Annotated in this window: 14 protein-coding genes and 3 tRNA genes; 11 read left to right on the top strand and 6 right to left on the bottom strand. The window is 40.9% G+C overall.

All coding sequences use genetic code 11. From position 1 onward, the window contains the following. Window positions 1-51: 51 nt before the first annotated feature. Both PSV17_RS10545 and PSV17_RS10540 read right to left on the bottom strand, forming a co-directional pair. Window positions 52-1,380: a DUF6538 domain-containing protein gene (locus PSV17_RS10545; protein WP_300482371.1), complete on the bottom strand. Its 1,329-nt coding sequence runs from the start codon at window positions 1,378-1,380 to the stop codon at window positions 52-54. An 83-nt stretch (window positions 1,381-1,463) separates the two neighbouring features. Further along, window positions 1,464-1,548 (bottom strand) — tRNA-Leu (locus tag PSV17_RS10540). Between the two features lie 87 nt (window positions 1,549-1,635). Between PSV17_RS10540 and rnr the strand changes: the two genes are divergently transcribed. Next, a complete protein-coding gene (gene rnr / locus PSV17_RS10535; RefSeq protein WP_300482369.1) occupies window positions 1,636-4,116 on the top strand; it encodes a ribonuclease R in 2,481 nt (826 codons plus the stop codon). A 64-nt stretch (window positions 4,117-4,180) separates the two neighbouring features. Beyond that, window positions 4,181-4,936, top strand: a complete 756-nt coding sequence (gene rlmB, locus PSV17_RS10530) for a 23S rRNA (guanosine(2251)-2'-O)-methyltransferase RlmB (protein WP_300482367.1) — start codon at window positions 4,181-4,183, stop codon at window positions 4,934-4,936. Window positions 4,937-4,946: 10 nt separating this feature from the next. On the opposite strand, the gene mqo is transcribed toward rlmB, so the two are convergent. Continuing rightward, complete coding sequence (gene mqo, locus PSV17_RS10525) at window positions 4,947-6,446, bottom strand: malate dehydrogenase (quinone) (RefSeq protein WP_300482364.1); 1,500 nt, start codon at window positions 6,444-6,446, stop codon at window positions 4,947-4,949. A 392-nt stretch (window positions 6,447-6,838) separates the two neighbouring features. Between mqo and PSV17_RS10520 the strand changes: the two genes are divergently transcribed. Beyond that, window positions 6,839-7,051 carry a DUF3820 family protein gene (locus tag PSV17_RS10520; RefSeq protein WP_300482362.1) on the top strand — a complete coding sequence of 71 codons (213 nt, stop codon included), beginning with the start codon at window positions 6,839-6,841 and terminating at the stop codon, window positions 7,049-7,051. A 561-nt stretch (window positions 7,052-7,612) separates the two neighbouring features. Here the strand turns inward: PSV17_RS10520 and PSV17_RS10515 are convergent. From PSV17_RS10515 to queF, 3 genes are all read right to left on the bottom strand, one after another. Beyond that, a tRNA-Glu gene (locus tag PSV17_RS10515) sits at window positions 7,613-7,688 on the bottom strand. Between the two features lie 89 nt (window positions 7,689-7,777). Then, window positions 7,778-7,853 (bottom strand) — tRNA-Ala (locus PSV17_RS10510). 136 nt (window positions 7,854-7,989) lie between these two features. Then, window positions 7,990-8,436: a preQ(1) synthase gene (gene queF, locus PSV17_RS10505; protein WP_300482360.1), complete on the bottom strand. Its 447-nt coding sequence runs from the start codon at window positions 8,434-8,436 to the stop codon at window positions 7,990-7,992. 87 nt (window positions 8,437-8,523) lie between these two features. Between queF and smc the strand changes: the two genes are divergently transcribed. The 8 genes from smc to PSV17_RS10465 all read left to right on the top strand — a co-directional run bounded on the left by smc (window position 8,524) and on the right by PSV17_RS10465 (window position 19,967). Further along, complete coding sequence (gene smc / locus PSV17_RS10500; protein WP_300482357.1) at window positions 8,524-12,075, top strand: chromosome segregation protein SMC; 3,552 nt, start codon at window positions 8,524-8,526, stop codon at window positions 12,073-12,075. An 84-nt stretch (window positions 12,076-12,159) separates the two neighbouring features. Next, entirely contained in the window at window positions 12,160-13,683 is a 1,524-nt protein-coding gene (locus PSV17_RS10495) for a cell division protein ZipA C-terminal FtsZ-binding domain-containing protein (protein WP_300482354.1), read from the top strand. A 50-nt stretch (window positions 13,684-13,733) separates the two neighbouring features. Then, window positions 13,734-15,782 carry an NAD-dependent DNA ligase LigA gene (gene ligA / locus PSV17_RS10490; RefSeq protein WP_300482352.1) on the top strand — a complete coding sequence of 683 codons (2,049 nt, stop codon included), beginning with the start codon at window positions 13,734-13,736 and terminating at the stop codon, window positions 15,780-15,782. 7 nt (window positions 15,783-15,789) lie between these two features. Beyond that, window positions 15,790-16,596: a 3'(2'),5'-bisphosphate nucleotidase CysQ gene (gene cysQ, locus PSV17_RS10485; protein ID WP_300482349.1), complete on the top strand. Its 807-nt coding sequence runs from the start codon at window positions 15,790-15,792 to the stop codon at window positions 16,594-16,596. 59 nt (window positions 16,597-16,655) lie between these two features. Further along, window positions 16,656-17,558 (top strand): hypothetical protein, encoded by a 903-nt coding sequence (locus tag PSV17_RS10480; protein WP_300482347.1) that lies wholly within the window; start codon window positions 16,656-16,658, stop codon window positions 17,556-17,558. Window positions 17,559-17,667: 109 nt separating this feature from the next. Beyond that, window positions 17,668-18,711: a protein-methionine-sulfoxide reductase catalytic subunit MsrP gene (msrP, locus tag PSV17_RS10475; protein ID WP_300482345.1), complete on the top strand. Its 1,044-nt coding sequence runs from the start codon at window positions 17,668-17,670 to the stop codon at window positions 18,709-18,711. 9 nt (window positions 18,712-18,720) lie between these two features. Beyond that, complete coding sequence (locus tag PSV17_RS10470) at window positions 18,721-19,368, top strand: protein-methionine-sulfoxide reductase heme-binding subunit MsrQ (protein WP_300482342.1); 648 nt, start codon at window positions 18,721-18,723, stop codon at window positions 19,366-19,368. Between the two features lie 80 nt (window positions 19,369-19,448). Further along, the gene (locus PSV17_RS10465; protein ID WP_300482340.1) at window positions 19,449-19,967 is read left to right on the top strand and encodes a DoxX family protein; all 519 of its coding nucleotides are present in this window, start codon (window positions 19,449-19,451) and stop codon (window positions 19,965-19,967) included. Window positions 19,968-20,327: the final 360 nt, after the last annotated feature.

Below are 20,327 nucleotides of genomic sequence, written 5' to 3'. Positions count from 1 at the left end.
TCCTTTGAAGGTCATTGGTAAAATATCATTTACACAGATTTTTTTACAGGCTCAACCTTTAAGAACTCTTAGGCTGTGACCCTTACCATATCCACTAGCCATGTCTTTACGACTCCATCCACCTACTGCAAGCTGAATTGCTTCAGGTGCGTCCACTTCTCTTAGTCTATCCTTCATAGAGTGTCTGAACCCATGAGTTGTCGCTTGGATATCCTTAGATTTAATCCAACCATTTAAAGCGCCTGAAGCTGCTGTTGCGTTACATGTTTTAGCATTGGTGTATCTAGGGAAAGCAAAAATTTGTTCTTTAGTAGCATTAGCTATAACCTGACTAGCTCCCCACAAAGCCAATCCCACTAATGGCACCTCTCGCTTAGAATTTGTTGTCTTAAGACTTCTCCAAGGGTGAGCTTGGATAATTACATAAGGAATCTCAGCGTCAATCTTAATGTCACTCAAAGCTAATCCAGCTATTTCACCCACACGAGAGCCTAAGTCTAGTTGAAGAGCTAGTAACCATCTCATATCATCATTCTTTTCAATACAAGCCTTACTTAGTTTCACCAGTTCAGAAGTATTAAATTGTTCTCTCTTAATAGTATCTTCACCTAAGCCAGCAATCCTAAGTTTATTGAAAGGGTTTGACTTGACTAGTTCACGCTCAATAATTACAACATTGAATATTGCTTTAATGACATTAAGGGTTCGCCTGACAGTTGTTGTTTTAACTCCACTCTCAAGAAACTTCTCAACAAATTGATTAGCATTAGCTCTGTTTATTTGTTCAAAGGGGATATCACCTAGTATGTCTATGAGTTTATTCCAAGACCTTTTAGTGTAAGTTCTAAAGGATTGGTCATTCTTCTTTTTGTGACCATTCAGGTAAACATCTAAGCCTTCACTTAAGATTAACTTAGGAGCCGTCCTAAGAAGTTTAAAGGCTTCAGTAGCCACAGGTGTTAGGTAGTTTTCAGGACTGCTAGTGCGGTATGTTTCTTCGTCACCCTCAGCGTAAGCTTCCCTTTTAGGTTCTATGACTACATCAATGAAGTGGTCTAGATTCAACTCAGGATTCTGAGAGGGAAGGGGATTTAAACCATATTGTTTAAGTAGAGTTATAGCAGACTGTCTAACACTTTGAGGTGTTATACTGTCATTGGTGCGCATTGCCTCCCAAGCTGAGTCATATTGCTTGTTTAAGGCTATAACCTTATGCGATACTTCCCTAATGTCAGTGGTCTTAAGATTAACTTTAACGTGCTTAGCTTCATATCGAGACTGTAACTCTATAGGAATTTTACGCTGATAGTAGAAAGTATCATTACGAGAGTAAACGTATTTAATGGACAATTTGAAGATGCTTCCAGTAATTATTTTCATAACAGAGTACCACGAAAGTACCACCATTGGAAGTTTGATTGGACTCTAACTTATTGAAATTAAACAATATATTAGCAGTAAACTGGTGCCCAAAAGAGGACTCGAACCTCCACACCCGAAGGCACATGGACCTGAACCATGCGCGTCTACCAATTCCGCCATTTGGGCAACTATATGGTTTAGCCATTGTACCGCTAAGATTGAGGCTCAGCCCAATAGTTGCGGTGAATTTTATATTAAAGGTAAGCTTTGTCAATGACAAAAAATAGTAACAAAAACAAAACCAACAGAAGTTCTGACCCGCACGCAGAGCGCGAAGCTGGTCGATATGATACGCCATTGCCGAGTCGGGAGCTCATTCTCACTACGATGAGCGATCAGGGCATTCCACTTAGTGTGGAGCAGCTCTATATATTGTTAGATATTAGTGAAGATGAGCGAATCATTTTCAATAAGCGCTTGAATGCAATGGAGCGTGAAGGTCAGATTATTAAAAACAGGAAAGGCGCGTTATGTATCGCCGATAAGCTGGATTTAATTTCTGGCGTGATTCAAGGTCACCCTGATGGCTTTGGCTTTTTAATTCCTGATGACAAAACAAAAGTAAGTGGTGAGGATTTGTTTTTAAGCCCTAAAGAAATGTCGCAAGTGATGCACGGCGACCGCGCTATGGTGCGCATGAGTGGCTTGGATAGAAAAGGTAGGCCTGAAGGTAAAATCGTTGAGGTACTTGAGCGACGCACGCAAAAATTAGTTGGACGTGTTCTTCAAACTAGCGGTGTGACTATCGTTGCGGCAGAAGATAAACGTATTAACCTTGATATTTTGATTCCTTATCACTTGGATATGGGCGCTAAAGCTGGGCAAGTAGTGATGGTTGAGTTAACTGAACAGCCATCTTCTTTAGCGCAGCCTATGGGTAAAGTGGTTGAAATCTTAGGTAATTATGCCGATAGTGGCATGGAAATTGAGATTGCATTACGTAAGCACAATCTGCCGCATGAATTTAGTCGTGAAGCGACGAATCAAGCTGAGGCTTACCCACGCTTAGTTCAGCCAGAAGATTATAAAAGCCGTATTGATTGTCGTGAAATGCCGCTGATTACTATTGACGGTGAAACAGCGCGCGACTTTGATGATGCTGTTTATGCTGAACCACAAGGCAAGGGTTGGCGCTTAGTGGTGGCGATTGCAGATGTGAGCTTTTACGTCAAACCGAATGACGCTTTGGATAAAGGTGCTTATGACCGTGGAAATTCTGTATATTTTCCAAGGCGTGTAATCCCAATGTTGCCAGAAGCGCTTTCCAATGGCCTGTGTTCGCTTAATCCTGATGTTGAGCGTCTATGCATGATTTGCGATATGCAGGTGGATGGTGCTGGTATTGTGAAGCAGTACAAGTTTTATCCTTCTGTGATGCGCTCACAAGCCCGTATGACTTATACCAAAGTGCATGAGATATTGCAAAATCCAGAAGGTGAGCTGGCGCAAGAATATGCATGGTTAATGCCACACTTACAGCATCTCAATAGCGTTTATAAATTGATGTTGGTGCAGCGACAAAAACGCGGCGCAATTGAGTTTGAGACTTCAGAAACGATCATGGAGTTTAATGAGCAAGGCAAAATCGAGCGTATTGTGCCAAGCACGCGTAATGAAGCGCATAAGCTGATTGAAGAGTGTATGTTAGCGGCCAATGTCTGTGCGGCAGATTTCTTGAAAGCGCACGAGCATCCAGCTTTATATCGCATCCATGAAGGACCTACTCCTGAAAAACTAGAGCTACTACGTGCATTTATGGGCGAGTTTGGCTTTGGTGTGGGCGGTGGTGATACACCGCATGCAAAAGACTACGGCAAGCTCTTGGAACGCATTAGAGAGCGCCCTGATGCGCAGCTATTGCAAACAGTATTACTGCGCTCTATGCAGCAGGCCGTTTATAGCCCAGACAATCTTGGGCATTTTGGTTTGGCTTATGAGGCATACGCTCATTTCACTTCGCCAATTCGTCGTTATCCTGACTTGTTGATTCATCGCGCAATTAAAGCCGTTTTAAATGGCGATAAATACAAAGCTGGTAGTTGGGCTGATCTAGGTGTGCATTGTTCTATGACGGAGCGCCGTGCAGATGATGCTACGCGCGATGTAACCAATTGGCTCAAATGCTTCTATATGCAAGACAAAATTGGTGAAGTGTATGAAGGCACTGTGGCTGGCGTGACTAGCTTTGGGCTATTTGTTGCGTTAGATGGCGTGTATGTAGAAGGCTTGTTGCACGTGACGGAATTGGGTAATGATTATTTTCATTACGATAAAGCGCGCCATGAAATGGCGGGGGAGCGCACAGGCGTGCGTTATCGTTTAGGTGATAGATTAACGATTAAAGTGGCACGGGTTGATTTGGAAACCACAAAAATAGATTTTGTTTTAGTGAATAAAAACAATACATTGGAAGGTGATATTGAAGTTGAATCTTCAAAAGAGGGCGTGACTAATAAGTTGCGCGGTGGCGACAGAAAACCTGTAAAATCCAGCACTCAATTTGGCGACAAGTTTGGTGATAAACCTACGGGTAAAAGCACGCCAAGAGCTGCATCAAAAACTGGCGGAAAACTAACTTTAGGTGTTAAGCCCAAATCAAAATCTAGCTCAAAAGTGGTGAGTAAAACGGCTGGTAAAAATCCACCTAAACCGACTAAATCAAAAAGAGCGAGCAAGAAGACTAGTAAACGTTAATGAGTCCACGTTAAAAATTAGATATTAAGAAATCACTATTAAGAATTAAACATAAGGTAAAGAAATGAGCGATGCCCGTATTTTATTTGGCTTTCATGCCGTATTAAGCCGTTTGCGCCAGCATGGTGCTAGCGTGCAAGAGATTTTGATTGACCGCGACCGCATGGACGCACGTATGAAAGATCTGCTTAAAATGGCAGAGTCAGCCGGCGTGCGTACGATGGAGGTTGAGCGTAGCCGCTTAGATGGTATGGCTGGTATGAATGGTCGTCACCAAGGTGTGATTGCGCGCGTGGTTGATACGCCCATTCCGTATAAAGATATTCATGATATTTTGGAGTCTGACCTGACAGAACCGCCATTCTTTTTGATTTTGGATGGGGTTGAAGATCCGCATAATCTGGGGGCTTGCTTACGTGTGGCTGATGCAATGGGCGTGCATGCCGTCATAGCGCCAAAAGACCGTGCAGTAGGCTTGAACGCCACTGTACGTAAAGTGGCTTGTGGTGCAGCGGAAACCGTGCCGTTTATTGCCGTGACTAACTTGGCAAGAACGATACGTGAATTGAAAGAAGCTGGCGTATTCGTTATAGGTACTACAATGGATGCAGCAAGTACATTGTTAAATACTAAGCTAGATGGTCCAATTGCGATTGTACTAGGAGCTGAAGGTGACGGTATTAGGCGTTTAACGGCCGAAACCTGTGATGCGTTGGTGACAATTCCAATGTATGGTTCAGTTGAAAGCTTAAACGTAAGCGTTGCTAGCGGAATTTGCTTGTATGAAGCTAGACGTCAACGTAGCTTACTTACGGTGTAAGCTAAAGGTATTAAACGCTAAGTTTTAAAGTACTTAGCGTTCTTTTTCTAATGCTTTGCAATAATGCTGCATTGTTGATGAGCGACTCACCGTAGCTTGGTACCAAAACTTTCATTTTCTGTTGCCAACTATCGCTCTTCATTTGTAGGCTAAAACAGCGCTCAAGTACGTCTATCATGGCTTTAACGCTGACTGATGCCCCTGGGGATGCACCTAATAAAGCCGCTAAAGTACCATCTTTGGCGGCTACTATTTCAGTGCCAAATTCTAACTTACCCCATTTTTCGTTGCATTGTTTAATAATTTGTACACGTTGTCCGGCATTTTCGAGTGTCCAATCACTACTTTTTGCATTGGGCAAAAAGTCGCGTAACGCATTCATTCGTTGCTCATGGGTTTGTGTAGCCTCTTTCAAGAGGTATTTAGTCAGTGCTAAATTGTGTCGCCCTACGCCTAACATAGCTTTAAGATTATTAGCTTTGACAGATTTTGCTAAATCAAATTTAGAGCCTGCTTTTAAAAATTTAGTGGTAAAGCCCGCAAATGGCCCAAATAATAAAGCACGCTTGCCATTAATTACGCGTGTATCTAAGTGCGGTACAGACATTGGTGGTGCGCCAAGCGCAGCTTTTCCATACACTTTGGCATAATGCTGCTTAATGACTTCAGGGTTGTTACAAATAAGCCATTGACCACTCACAGGAAAGCCACCATAGCCTTTGCTTTCATCAATATTAGCTTTTTGTAGCAAGGGCAACGCGCCACCACCTGCACCTAAAAACACAAACTTAGCGCTTATGGTTTGCGTATGCTTTGTATTGAAGTCATGGAGCTTGACATGCCATGTATTATCTTTAGCACGGTCTTTTATTTTGCTAAGATTTTTAACTTGTGTATTGGTGTGCAAACTAAAATTGGGTTGTTTTTTTAAGTAATCAACTAAATGGCGCGTGAGAGAACCGAAATCTACGTCTGAGCCGTTCTCAACATAAGTTGCAGTTAGCTTTTCATCTGCATTTCTGCCAGTCATGATAAGCGGCATCCACTCTTGAAGTTGAGCAAAATCCTCACTAAATTGCATGTGCTCAAATAAATGATGCTGTTTAAGGAGGGCATGTCGCTGTTTTAAAAACGCGCTGTTTTTTATACCCCACACAAAGCTTAAATGTGGTGTTTTGCTGATAAATTGACTAGGATCGGGTAGGGCTGAGGTTTCAACCAAATGCGACCAAAACTGTAGAGAAACTTCGAATGCGGCATTAATTTCTAAAGCGCGCCCAATCGCAATACTACCGTCAACATCTTGTGGCGTGTAATTAAGCTCGCAATAGCCCGCATGACCCGTTCCAGCATTATTCAGTGCATCTGAACTTTCTAGCGCCACCTCTGATAGCTGCTCCACCATTCTGATTTTCAGTGTGGGATCAAGCTGCGTAAGCAAAACGCCTAGCGTTGCGCTCATGACGCCGCCGCCTACTAATAGCACATCAATTTTATTTGCTGTTGTCATTCAGTTTAGCCATCAAATTGTTTTCAATTTTCTTTAAGATTTAGTCAACAAAAAAGCCTGTAATCGACAGGCTTTTCATTGTAAAAAGTAATTTTAAAAGAGTCGTGTACTTACACAACCTAGTTACCGTGGAACGAATTTTACATTAAAAAAGTTGATTTTTGTGGAATATTAATGGTCTGGCAATTGGCTTAAATAAAGGCGTAGCAATCATATTTGGATTAATATTTATATCACCTAAGGGTAAACGTTACAGCGTTGAATTGTCATGTTATTGTAATGTCTTATATAAGACTATGTTCAGCCATTAAATAAATATTATTGTGTTAACAAAAGCTCAATGAACGATTTTCTCCGAGTTATAATGCTAACAAAACTAATACAAAGTAAATATGAATCCTGATGACTTACAGCGCTTAGTCACTACCAATATGCCATACGGTAAATACAAGGGCAGGCTGATAGCAGATTTGCCAGGCCAATACCTAAACTGGTTTGCGCGTGAAGGTTTTCCAAAAAATGAAATAGGTCGTTTATTGGCTTTAATGCAAGAAATTGACCATAACGGTTTATCGCCGCTACTCGAGCCATTACGCAAAAGTTAAAACCAAGTTCTTGCGATGTTAACCATAAAAAGCCCTACAGAATAGGACAAACTCCAGTCAAGACACCATTAGCCGAACAACCACTTCCTGAAGCTGAATTTTCTTTACTAAACTCTGTTTGATGTCAAACAATTCTAGGAATAGATGTAGGTTCTATTTGATGATAGATAACTAGTAACTAGAGGAACGAAGGACTGCGTCTGCTTAAATCAACTTTGATAACGGAAGACGGATCGGCATAGTTAATTTCGCTAGTAATTTTTAGGGCTTGACTATCGGTTTCAAGTTCCAACTATTGACTTTTGATGGATTAATGCAGATGTTCAGAAGTGCAGTCCCCTGATACTTTCTGCTAGTTGCGCAAAATGAAGTTTGCGTATCTGGAGTGAGTTTTCTGTATTTACCATGACGTTGTTAACGCAACGGGAAATTAGACACTGGTAATACTGGAAAGTTTGGAGCAAGTGTAATTAGTAGTCTCTTTTTGAATCAGTACCGAAATCAGTACCAACTTTGAGAGCTAATAATTTCTGTGTTGAAAAGTCATATAAACAAATGACTTGGCGTCCCCACGGGGATTCGAACCCCGGTCGCCTCCGTGAAAGGGAGGTGTCCTAGGCCTCTAGACGATGGGGACCTAAGAATTTCTGTACCGTATTACAAGTGCGACATCATACTATAAAACACTTAATTATCTAAGCAAAATTTTAGTATTTTTTTGCACCTTGGTGGAGATAAGCGGGATCGAACCGCTGACCTCTTGCATGCCATGCAAGCGCTCTCCCAGCTGAGCTATACCCCCAAATCTACATCAATTTCGCTGGTGATTTAGTTGCGTCATCAGCGAGGCGCCATATTAATGATGGCGCGAACTATTGTCAATGATTTTCACCAGCATTTTTGAATTGTTGCGAATTTTTTTCAAAATAACTTTGAAACTAGCCTCGAATATTCGACTGGCTCTCAAATTGAGTGAGCTCAACTCGCGGTAATGGTTGCCAACCTGCTTTGCGATGCTCAGCGACTACATTGGTAAATACTCCGCCTCGCACATAAAATTTTGCAGTGACACGCATGAATTTTGGTTGAGTAGCTGCAACTAGGTCATCTAATATCATATTAGTCACGGCTTCATGAAAACAGCCTTCATCACGGAAAGACCACATATATAGCTTTAAGCTTTTTAATTCCACGCAGGTTTGGTCTGGTATGTAGTCTAAATAAATGACAGCAAAATCTGGCTGACCAGTTTTTGGGCATAGGCAGGTGAACTCTGGAATTTCCATATGGATATGAAAATCACGCGCTTGATTTGGATTTTCAAACGTCTCTAATGTTTTAGCGGGTTGTGCGGTTGGTTTGCCGCCGATTGATTGTGTGGTCATAGGGTGTTTTGGGTATTTTGCTTAAAAAAGTTATTATACTAGCTTATAAAATTCTACAAAATTTAGCTTAACTAATTTCTATTCATTTTGCGTTTAACTCACCTAAAACTGGCTGGTTTCAAATCGTTTGTTGACCCAACAACGTTGCATATCCATGGTCAGCGCGTAGGCGTGGTTGGGCCAAATGGTTGTGGTAAATCTAACGTAATGGAGTCTGTGCGTTGGGTTTTGGGTGAGTCTTCAGCGAAAGAAATGCGCGGTGATAGCATGGATGCCGTTATTTTTAACGGGTCTGGTAATCGCAAACCGATTTCACGCGCCAGTGTCGAACTGGTGTTTGATAACAGCTTGGGCGGTGCGGCGGGTGAGTGGAGCCAGTACGCGGAGATTTCCGTTAAGCGTGTGATTGAGCGTGATAAAGGTTCTACTTACTATATTAATAATACCGTGGTGCGTCGTCGCGATGTGGCTGATTTATTTTTAGGCACAGGCTTGGGTGGTCGCGCTTATGCCATTATTGGTCAAAATACGATTAATCGCATTGTTGAAGCCAAGCCAGAAGAGTTGCGTATTTTCTTAGAAGAAGCGGCTGGTATTAGTAAATATAAAGAACGTCGTCGCGAAACCGAGTTACGTTTACGTGATACGCGTGAAAATCTCACAAGAGTAGAATATATTTTGCGTGAGCTAGATAAGCAAATTGCACGTTTGCAATCTCAGGCAGTTGTTGCAACGGAATATCATCGTTTGCAGGCTGCCTTAACCATTACCAAAGGTCAGGTGTGGCTACTTAAAAAACGTGATGCCAGTGCGCAGTGGGAAAAAGCGCAGCGCCAAGTCGAAAAAGTTGTGAATGAGCTTGAGTCACAAATGGCCAACTTGAGAAGCAATGAAAGTGCGTTAGAAATCGCTAGGGAACAGAATTTTACTTCGACTGAGGCCGTAAATCAGGCACAAGCAAAGTATTATGAAGCGAATGCCGAGGTTTCTAATCTTGAAAATCAAGTAAAGAATACTGCGGATGCGCGTGAGCGCATGCAGTTGCAATTACAGCAAATCAATACTCAATTAGAAAAAAACCTCACGCAACAGAGTAATTTTCAAGAAGGTTTAATAAGTGCAAATAATGAGTTGCAATTAGCTAATACCGATTTTTCAGCGGCTGAATTAATGGTAAAAGAAGCGCGTGAGGCTGTTCCAGCTTTATCTAACCTCTATCAACAAGCATTGACAGCTTTTAATGCAAGCCAAGCTACGTTAACTCAAGCTGAACAGCGCTTGAAATTGGAACAAGCGAATATTGGACATATTGCACGTACCATAGCTGAAACAAACGAGCAGTTGCAGCGACTGCAACAAAACTTGAATAGTATTCAATTTCCAACCGATGAAGTGTTGGCGGATAAAGAATCGCAGTTGGCTAGCGCAGAAGCCGAGATTGCTAGTTTAGAAAAGCATGCGGCAGAAGGATTGCAAAATGAGCAATCACTTAATTTGTCACTTAAAGCAAGTCGAGATGCCCATTTAGCCCAGCAGCTAGAATTAAATTTATTAGAAGCCGAGATAGGTTCTTTAAATAAAATTCAGCAAACCATGCGCAATGGTAATAACGAAGCAGCGCTATCAAGTTGGCTAAAAAGTGCTGGGCTAGATAACAATGCGCGTATTTGGCAAAAAATTAGCATCAAGTCCAGCTGGGAAACCGCTCTGGAATCGGCTTTGGGCGCAAGGTTAAATGCGCTAATAGCGTCTGAAGTTGATGTAACTAGCAAACTACCAGTGAATAGACCGCCCAGCGCGCTGAGTTTAGCGATCACGGCTGACGTAGTGACTGCCGTTAATATTGTGACAAATTTGCACCAAACTTCTCTGTATTCTTTTGTAGAAAAAATTACACCCGACCTGCAAGCTGTACTGCAAGATTGGCTGGCAGGAGCCTATGTGCTTGAAGATGGCGTAGACGTTAATGCTGCACGTAAAACCTTAGCTTTGGGTGAGTATTTCGTAAATAAGCAAGGTGATATATATACCGCACAAAGTGTGACTTATTTTGGCGCGCAATCGATGTTACATGGTGTATTAGAAAGACAGGCTCAACTTGATGCGCTGGTAAAAAGTCTGCCAAATTTACAAGATAATTTAGTGCTTGCTGGTAATCAAGTCAGTGAGTTAGAACAGCAATTGCAAACCTTGCGCCATGAACATCAAACACGCAACTTGCAATTAAAAACGGTCACTCAGCAAGCGCATCAATTAAGTTTGACGCTACAACAACTCAAACAGCAGCAATCGAATGCTTTGCAGCGAGAAAAAACTTTGCAAGCAGATAGCGCATTAGCGAATGAGAAGTTAGTTAAACTTAAAACAGAAACCTCATTGAAAGAACAACTTGTGATTGATATCTCACAGGGTTTTCAACAGTTGCAACAGGAAAAAGACTTAGCTAATGAAAATAGACGGCAAGCTGAGCAAGCATTTAATGAAGCTCGAAATCAGTTGCAAGTGCTGGAGCGTTCTCATCAAGAAAAGTCTTTTAATATTAAGTTAAATAACAATAATATCAATGAGTTAAATAATAAAATTAATTATTTACTTGAAGAGAATTCCAGCCTTAAATTACGCAGCAATGAAGTGGAAACCACATTAGCTGCTACCAAAATGGAGGCATTAAAAGCTAATTTAGAAACTGCGATTAATAATAAACAACAGCAAGAGCTCACTTTGGCTAATGCACGTAACCAAATGATTGATTATGAGCAAGCTTTACAGCAACAAGAGCGTCTGCGCATGCAAAACGAACAATTGCTGCACCCCTTGCGAGATAAGTTGGAAGCCAGTCGCTTGAGTGAGCAAGAAGCTCGTTTGTATTTTGAGCAATGTCAGGCTGAGTTATCTGCTTCGCTATTGAGCGAAGCAGAACTTACTGAGCATCTAACATCTAATGGTGGAGAGAATAAACTCAAAGTACTTGATTTAGAAAACAAACGCGATAAACTTTCTCTTGATATAGAAGAGCTAGGCGCGGTAAATTTGGCCGCTATTCAAGAACTAGAAACAGAGCAAACACGTAAGCAATATTTGGATAGGCAATGTAAAGACCTAACAGACGCTAGCGAAACTTTAGAGGATGCCATTCGTAAGATTGACAAAGAAACAAGAGGGCGCTTGCAAGCCACATTTGATGAGGCTAATCGCCACTTTATGGAGTTGTTCACTACTTTGTTTGGCGGTGGACAAGCGAGATTAGAGCTTCTTGGCGAAGAGATATTAGATACAGGCATGCAAGTTTTTGCACAGCCTCCTGGTAAGAAAAACAGCACGATACACTTATTATCTGGCGGGGAAAAAGCACTCACAGCATTAGCCTTGGTATTTGCTTTGTTTAGATTAAATCCAGCGCCATTTTGCTTAATGGATGAGGTTGATGCGCCTTTGGATGACAGCAATACTGAGCGTTTTTGCACGATGGTTAAAAAAATGTCTGAGAAAACACAGTTTTTATACGTAAGTCATAATAAAATAACCATGGAAATGGCGCAGCAATTGATAGGTGTTACTATGCAAGAGTCTGGTGTTTCACGTATTGTAGATGTAGATATGGAAGCTGCAGTGCGTATGATGGATGAAGTCGCTGTTTAATTGGTAGCATTCGTTGGCAATATGGCAATGACTAAACTAATGCGAGCACATAATGATGAAAGCAATTTTGAAAGTTAAATGTAAATGAGTGAATTACAAATAGCCTTAATCGCCATAGGCGCGCTGATTATTCTAGCCGTGCTTATTATTAATTGGTGGCAGGAAAGACGATTTCACAATCAAGTGGAAAAGAGTTTTTCACCCTTGCAAAGAGATGCTTTGCTGGATGAAGGCGATTTAGAAGAATCACATTTAGCTGATACTAGTTTTGATGAACTCAATGCTTATGAACCGAATTTTGAAGCGCGTAATTTGAATGAGCCAAAATTTCATACTAATGCATTTGATAGTGCATCAAGCAACACTCCAGATAACAGAGCAAGTAATCATTTTTCTATCGATGAAACAACTAAACTTAGCAAGCAACCCTTGCAAGAAAAATATGTAGAATCTGATAGATTTATAGAATTACCAAATGAAAATGCAGCTGAATTGCTAATGCATGAGGATAAGTCAATTGACGATTCTTATAGTGAGATCATCAATTCAAAATTAGATAAGTTAACTTCTGAGAGTAGTAAGCTTGAGCATGAACAATTAGCATTGGCAGATATTTCGAATACTCAAACTAGTGACTTCAAAGCAGTATTTGACCAAGCGCTAACGCAACAAGGTAACACTGAAGAAAACCAAGCACCAAAAAGTAATGAATCAATAACTACACACTTAGAAGATTTAGTAAGTTTGCCTGAAATGCTACATGGGCAAATGGATTTAACGGCTTTATTGTATCTATCAACCGATACGTCTGTTAGCGCGCTTCATCAAGCTTTAGTCTCATTATTTGATGATTTTGATAAGCCAATTTTTGTCCATGTTTTAGATTCAAATAAACAGTGGCATCTGTTAAAAGAAATGCAATCTAACCAAGCAGCTATGAACACGCTGGTTTCAAAAGTAGCATGTAGCATGCAACTTGCAGACCGAGGAGGAGCGGTGGATCGTAGCATGTTAAATCGCTTTCAATTAGCGGTTGAAACTTTGGGACTTGATATTAATGGGCATGTGGAATGGCAAAATCCTGGCGATGCACTTAATACCGCAAATTCATTAGATTTATTTTGTATTGAGGTAGATAAAACCATTGGTTTTCATTTGGTGCATGGTGACAGCGGTGCGTTTACCGGCACCAAGCTACGGGGTGTGGCCGAGGCGCAAGGTTTAAAACTGGCGTCAGATGGCACTTTTAAATACTTCGACCAATCATTGGATGATATCGCTAACAAGCAACACCCATCTTTTGTGATGTTCAATCGAGAAGATCATCCATTTAGTGCGGAAATGCTTCGAGCATCTGTAGTTAAAAGCGTTACTTTTCAACTAGATATTCCACATGTAAAACACTCAGCTGAAACCTTCACGCAGATGATACAAATAGCTAGACAAATGGAAATAGCGCTAAATGCAACGCTGGTAGATAGTAGTAATAAGGTGTTGGGCGATATTCAAGTTGAAAAGATTCGTCAGCAAATTAAAGTGTTGCAAGCCACAATGTTGGTGCGTGGTATCGTTCCAGGCTCTGATAGCGCACATAGATTATTCTCTTAACGCACTTCGTTATTAGCCGTTGTAATTAATTTCAGTATTTTGGTAATCACATGTTAGATCCTTTGGCGCAAGCAGACCTATTTGCAAGTTCAGGACAGTCTAACTTATCGTTACGCTGCCAACTATTGCGTCAACTCTTGGCCCAATATGATCACGAATATTATGTGTTGGATGCCCCATCAGTCCCTGATAGCGAATATGACCGCGCCTACCGCGAGTTGCAAAGTATTGAACAGCAACACCCATCTTTAATTACCATAGATTCGCCAACGCAGCGCGTGAGTGGTTCCGCAGTGAATGCCTTTAATAGCATTACCCACAGACAAGCCATGCTATCGCTTAATAATGCATTTGAGGATAGTGAGTTAGAAGCATTTGATAAACGCATCCGTGAAGCATTAGGGCAAGCGCAAGTTGAATATGCAGTTGAGCCAAAGTTTGATGGCTTGGCCATTACCTTAACTTATGAAAATGGTATTTTCACGCAAGGCGCAACCCGTGGCGATGGGTATACTGGTGAAGATGTCACTCACAATTTGCGCACCGTGCATTCAATCCCAATGCGGCTTAATTGCGAGCAAGCGCCTAAATTATTGGAAGTGCGCGGCGAAGTGTTGATGTTTAAACGCGACTTTGAAAAACTTAATCAAGTGCAGTTGGGCAAAGGTGAAAAGTTATTTGCCAATCCACGAAATGCCGCCGCTGGCAGCTTGCGTCAACTAGATGCAAAAATCACTGCGACCCGCCCATTAAGCTTTTTTGCTTACGGATTAGGTATAGCAGAAGGCACACCCAAGCTAACCAGCCACAGCATGGCGATGGATTATCTGGCAAGCTTATATTTTCCTGTGAGTGAAGTTCGACAATTGGTCATGGGGGTATCTGGCTTACGCGCTTATTACCAAAAAATTGGGCAACTGCGAGATAAATTACCGTTTGATATTGATGGCGTAGTCTACAAAGTCAATCAATTCAATCAGCAAAATGAGCTTGGTTTTGTTTCTCGCGCGCCACGTTGGGCGATTGCTCATAAATTTCCTGCGCAAGAAGCATTAACTATTGTGGAAGATATTAATGTGCAAGTTGGCAGAACTGGTGCCATTACGCCAGTGGCAAGGTTAGCGCCCGTGTTTGTGGGCGGAGTCACCGTGACCAATGCTACATTGCATAATGAAGATGAAGTGCGGCGTAAAGATGTGCATATTGGCGATACGGTTAGCGTGCGCAGGGCAGGGGATGTGATTCCTGAAGTTGTTAACGTAGTGCTGGAAAGGCGCCCAGTGAATGCTCGTCGCTTTGAAATGCCATTGTTATGCCCAGAATGTGGCTCGCATATTTTAAAGCAAGCGGATGAAGCGGTAGCACGTTGTTCAGGCGGATTGTTTTGCCCCGCGCAACGTAAACAAGCCATTACGCATTTTGCCTCACGGCGTGCAATGGACATTGAAGGGCTGGGTGAAAAGTTAGTTGATCAGTTAGTCGAAGCTAATTTAGTGCATACCTTGGCTGATATTTATCAATTAAATTTAGAGCAATTAAGCAACTTAGATCGCATGGCGACTAAATCTGCGCAAAATATATTAGATGCACTGAATCACAGCAAAACAACCACATTAGCTCGCTTTATCTATGCGCTTGGTATGCGCAATGTCGGCGAGGCTACTGCAAAAGACTTAGCTAAGCACTTTGGCAATTTGTCAGCGCTGATGCAAGCTGACACCGCAGCCTTATTATCTGTGAATGATGTAGGTCCAGTAGTTGCTGAATCTATCAGCAATTTTTTAGGCGAACAGCATAATAAAGAAGTAATTCAAGCACTATTGCAAGCAGGTATCACGTGGCTTGAAACCGAAGGCAAGCAGTTGGCCACAGGACATTTGCTTGGTAAGACATTTGTGCTCACTGGTACTTTACCAACTTTGTCGCGTGATATTGCTAAAGAAATGATAGAGGCGGTTGGAGGCAAAGTGAGTGGAAGTGTGTCTAAGAAAACAGATTTTGTTATTGCGGGTAGTGATGCAGGGAGCAAGCTAGATAAAGCACAGGAGCTGGGTTTGGTTGTTCTTGATGAAGCTGGCTTGTTGACTCTGCTAGCTTAAGTTTTTAATGAGCTATCATCAATATCTTGAGCAAGTCATCGTAATAGCGAAAACCGCTGGTGACGATATTATGGAGGTTTATTCTACGGACTTTAATGTCGTTAAAAAAGATGACAACTCACCGCTTACTCAAGCAGATTTAGCTGCACACCAAGTGATTGTTCATGCCTTAAGCAAACTCACGCCAGACATCGCCATTCTTTCTGAAGAGTCCGATAGCATAGGTTTTGAAACACGTAGTCAATGGCAACAATACTGGCTCATAGATCCCTTAGATGGCACGCGGGAGTTCGTTAAAAGAAATGGTGAATTTACCGTTAACATTGCTTTTATAGATCAGCATCAGTCTGTGCTTGGTGTCGTATATGCACCTGTGACAGGTTTGTTGTACTACGCTAGCCGTAAACATGGCGCTTATAAACAATCTGTAGAAAGTGGCACTCATAATATACATACCCGAGCATTAAACCTAAATAAGCCAACAGTGGCTGGTAGCCGCTCGCACTCTAATGAAAAAATGCAGCAATTCATGCACAATTTAGAAAGTGCCGCTAGCGTAGTACCTGAACTAATCAGCATGGGCAGCTCTCTAAAAATCTGTTTGGTGGCCGAAGGGTTGGCTGATGTGTATCCAAGGCTAGGACCGACCTCTGAATGGGACACGGCTGCTGCGCATTGTGTATTACAAGAAGCGGGTGGGGATATCGTAGATCTGAATAATCAGACATTGCTGTATAACACCAAAGACTCTTTATTAAACCCTAGCTTCTTTGCTAAAGGCGATACCGTGCATGATTGGGCAATCTATTTATAACAACTGTAAATTACTTATAATTAATAAACAGCCTGAAATCATATGAAAGTTAATAATAAATGAAATTACAAATTACTTTAAGTTATATACTTATTACATTGTTTTTAAATAATGTTTATGCAGCCAGTAATGAAGTAGCAGCATGTAAAGCCGCGCTTAATAAAGGTGATATAGCAACAGCCTTAAAACAAGCGGATAAGGCTGTTAGCCAAAATAATAAAGAGGTTGAAGCCTTTATTTGCCAAGGTCGTGCCTTGGTAGCAAGCGATAAATTAGAGGCAGCCTTAGCTGCATTTAAACAAGCCGATACAATATCTAACGACGCGTTTGAGAAAACAATCTCTTCATTACTCATTGGCCGCACTTATCATAAGCTCAATCAAAATGAGCAAGCAATAGCGAGTTTTCAGCAAACTTTGTTAAACGCAAAAGCCGCTAATAATCAAGGATTTGAGCGTGTCGCGCACAATGCGATAGGTGATGTTTATTTTGATAGCAATCAGTATGCTCAAGCTCTACCTGAATATTTATTGGCACTCAAACTGGCTGCAAATGACAATGAACGCGGTGAAAGTTATGAAAATGTTGCTTTAACACATCATCAATTGAAACAAAATGAATTGGCCGTTGAGTACCAACTTAAAGCCTATTTAATGCATGACAAATCTGGAACTTTAGACCAATACGCGCACTCTAGCATTGAGCTTGGTCGTTACTACCTCATTACAAAGAGCTATATCAGCGCTGAAAATATTCTTAATAAAATCATTAAATTTGCAAAAGAGCAGGGCGGTGCGTTTTACGAGGCGCAGGGCAGTTATGTTTTGGCGCAAGTTAAAGCAGCCAAAGGCGATATTGCAACGGCCAAAAGCTTGATAGTGAGTGCAAAACTCATCGCTAAAAATACCAACGACAAAGCGCTGGATGCGGAAATAGATAAAGAAACTGCTGGTTTGCTTTAAATTTCTTATTTACAGCAAATAATGAGTTGAATATTTTGTAAGAGAATCTAATCAGAGGCGACTAATAAGTATCCGTAACATTTTAATGAAATATTAATTGAGAGCCGCCATGATTATTCAAACAAAATCTGACATTTTCCCTTCTGAAATTACGCCTAAATCAGTGTTTGATAATCGTCGTGAGTTCATACAAAAAGCCGGCTTTGGCTTAATTGCTGGTGCGGCAGGCTTATTAAGTAATCCTCTTAAAGCCGCTACGGTAAGTTCTGGCACCACAGAGGGAGCGGGCCGGTTAATAGGGCGTGCAAATACTCAAGCTATTATCAAACCACAATCTTTTGGTGCACATCAAAAAATCTCAGGCTATTCTAAAACAACTTACGGCGCGGGTGAAAAGCTTACCGCCTATGAAGACATCACTACCTACAATAACTATTATGAATTCGGTACAGACAAAGACGAGCCTGCAAAGAACTCAAGGTTGTTCAAACCGTATCCTTGGACAGTGAGTATTGAAGGTGAGGTTAAAAAGAATAAAACAATAAGCATTGAAGATATCTATAAACTTGCGCCATTAGAAGAGCGCATCTACCGCATGCGATGTGTAGAGGGCTGGTCTATGGTGATTCCCTGGATAGGCTTGCCTTTAGCACAACTGATTAAATGGGCGGAGCCTAATTCTAATGCAAAATATGTAGAATTTGTCTCTTTAGCCGATAAGCAACAGATGCCAGGCCAGAACCTACAAGTGCTTGATTGGCCTTATACAGAAGGCTTGCGCATGGATGAAGCCATGAATCCGCTCACAATTATGGCAGTTGGTTTATATGGTGAACAATTACCTAATCAAAATGGCGCACCAATGCGTTTAGTGACGCCTTGGAAATATGGCTTTAAAGGCGCAAAAGCCATTGTTAAGATTCGTTTCGTTGAAAAAATGCCAGTTTCCAGCTGGATGAAAGCAGGACCAAACGAATATGGATTTTATGCTAACGTTAACCCAAATGTAGAGCATCCGCGTTGGACTCAGTCATCTGAAAAACGTATTGGTGGCGGTTTATTTGCTGGGCGTATTAAAACGCAGATGTTTAATGGATATACAGAGCAAGTAGGGCAGATGTATGCAGGCATGGATTTACGTAAAAACTTCTAGGTCACAACCATGTTAGCTTTTCTTAAAAACTCCCCATCTAAAAAACAAATAACTTGGATTAAAGTGATTGTATTTTTAGTATGCCTTATTCCGTTGCTACGTTTGGTTTGGCTGGGATTTGCCGATAATTTAACTGCTAATCCAATTGAATTTATAGAGCGTTCAACAGGATTTTGGGCATTATTTATTTTGTTGGCAACGATCTCATTAACACCAATCCGCTTGCTCACAGGTCGCGTATGGCAAATACAACTGCGGCGCATGCTAGGTTTGTTTATGTTTTTTTATGTGTGCTTACACATCATTACCTATGTATGGCTAGACTTTGCCTTCGATTGGTTAGATATTACAAAAGACATTGCCAAGCACCCTCGCATACTTGTTGGTTTTGCCGCATTCCTTTTAACTGTACCCTTAGCCTTAACATCTTCCAATAGTATGATGAAGCGTTTACGTGAACGTTGGAAACAACTTCATCAAATGGTATACATAGTAGCAATTTTAGCTATAGTCCATTTCTGGTGGTTAGTTAAGAAAGATATCCGAGAACCGCTTCTATATGCTTGTATATTAATGGTTTTATTTGGAATAAGAATTTATTATAAATACATGAAAAATCATAAATCAATCAACAGTACTCAAATAAATAATCTTTAGCTTCAACTCTTTGTAAGTCTTTTAAGTTCTCTTCGACTAATGTTTGTACTAAAAAATAAACATTAAAAAGGGGACTTAAAATGACTAAAACGAACTTGGTATCCATCGGTTTAAATCCGTATAAATGCACCATCAATCAGCTAAATAAGCTTTCTGACTCTATCCCTCAATTATTCCTAAGACTGCTATTAGCATGGGAGTTTGGTGAATCAGGCTTTGAAAAACTACACGGCACCAATTGGTTTGCAGACTTAACTTTTCCGTTCCCATTCAATTTATTACCGCCCGATATCAGTTGGGGAATATCAACATTTTTTGAAATCACAGGTGCATTTGCATTAGCATTTGGCTTTGCCACTAGATTTTTCTCAATATCGTTAATAGTGCTCACAATAGTCGCAATATCTGCTGTGCATTGGCCAGAGCATTTCAATAGCTTAAGTGAGTTACTAAAAGGTTACAGAATTGTCGACGAAGATGGTGATGGATTTGGTAACTATAAACTGCCACTTATTTATCTAATAATGTTTCTGCCATTGTTATTTGGTGGTGCTGGTAAGTTAAGTGTTGATTATCTAATTAAAAATAAATTTAATTAGGAGAGAATATATCAGTCATCAGAATAGCGATGACTGATAACTCAAGTTAATATTGTTTTACTATTTTACATAATATACATTATACGAAGTGTTTTTAATTATTGCACGGTGGGCTTTCTCATAAAGAGCGGTCGCGCGCGCAAGATAAGTCCGTTACATTAGATAAGATATGTATGGACATTTAATAAGATAAGCACTGACACATGTGTAAATTATACTAGATAAGTACTGACAAGTTTTCAGTTAAGGAATTTTGCGGAGTATAAATTAAGTAATTTTCTGGTTAATCGCTCACTCAATGAAAATTTAAAGAGCCTGTAAAAAAATCTGTGTAAATGATATTTTACCAATGACCTTCAA

The sequence above is a fragment of the Methylotenera sp. genome (assembly GCF_029946165.1).
GTDB lineage: Bacteria > Pseudomonadota > Gammaproteobacteria > Burkholderiales > Methylophilaceae > Methylotenera.
This window is presented reverse-complemented; position numbering and strand designations above follow the sequence as displayed.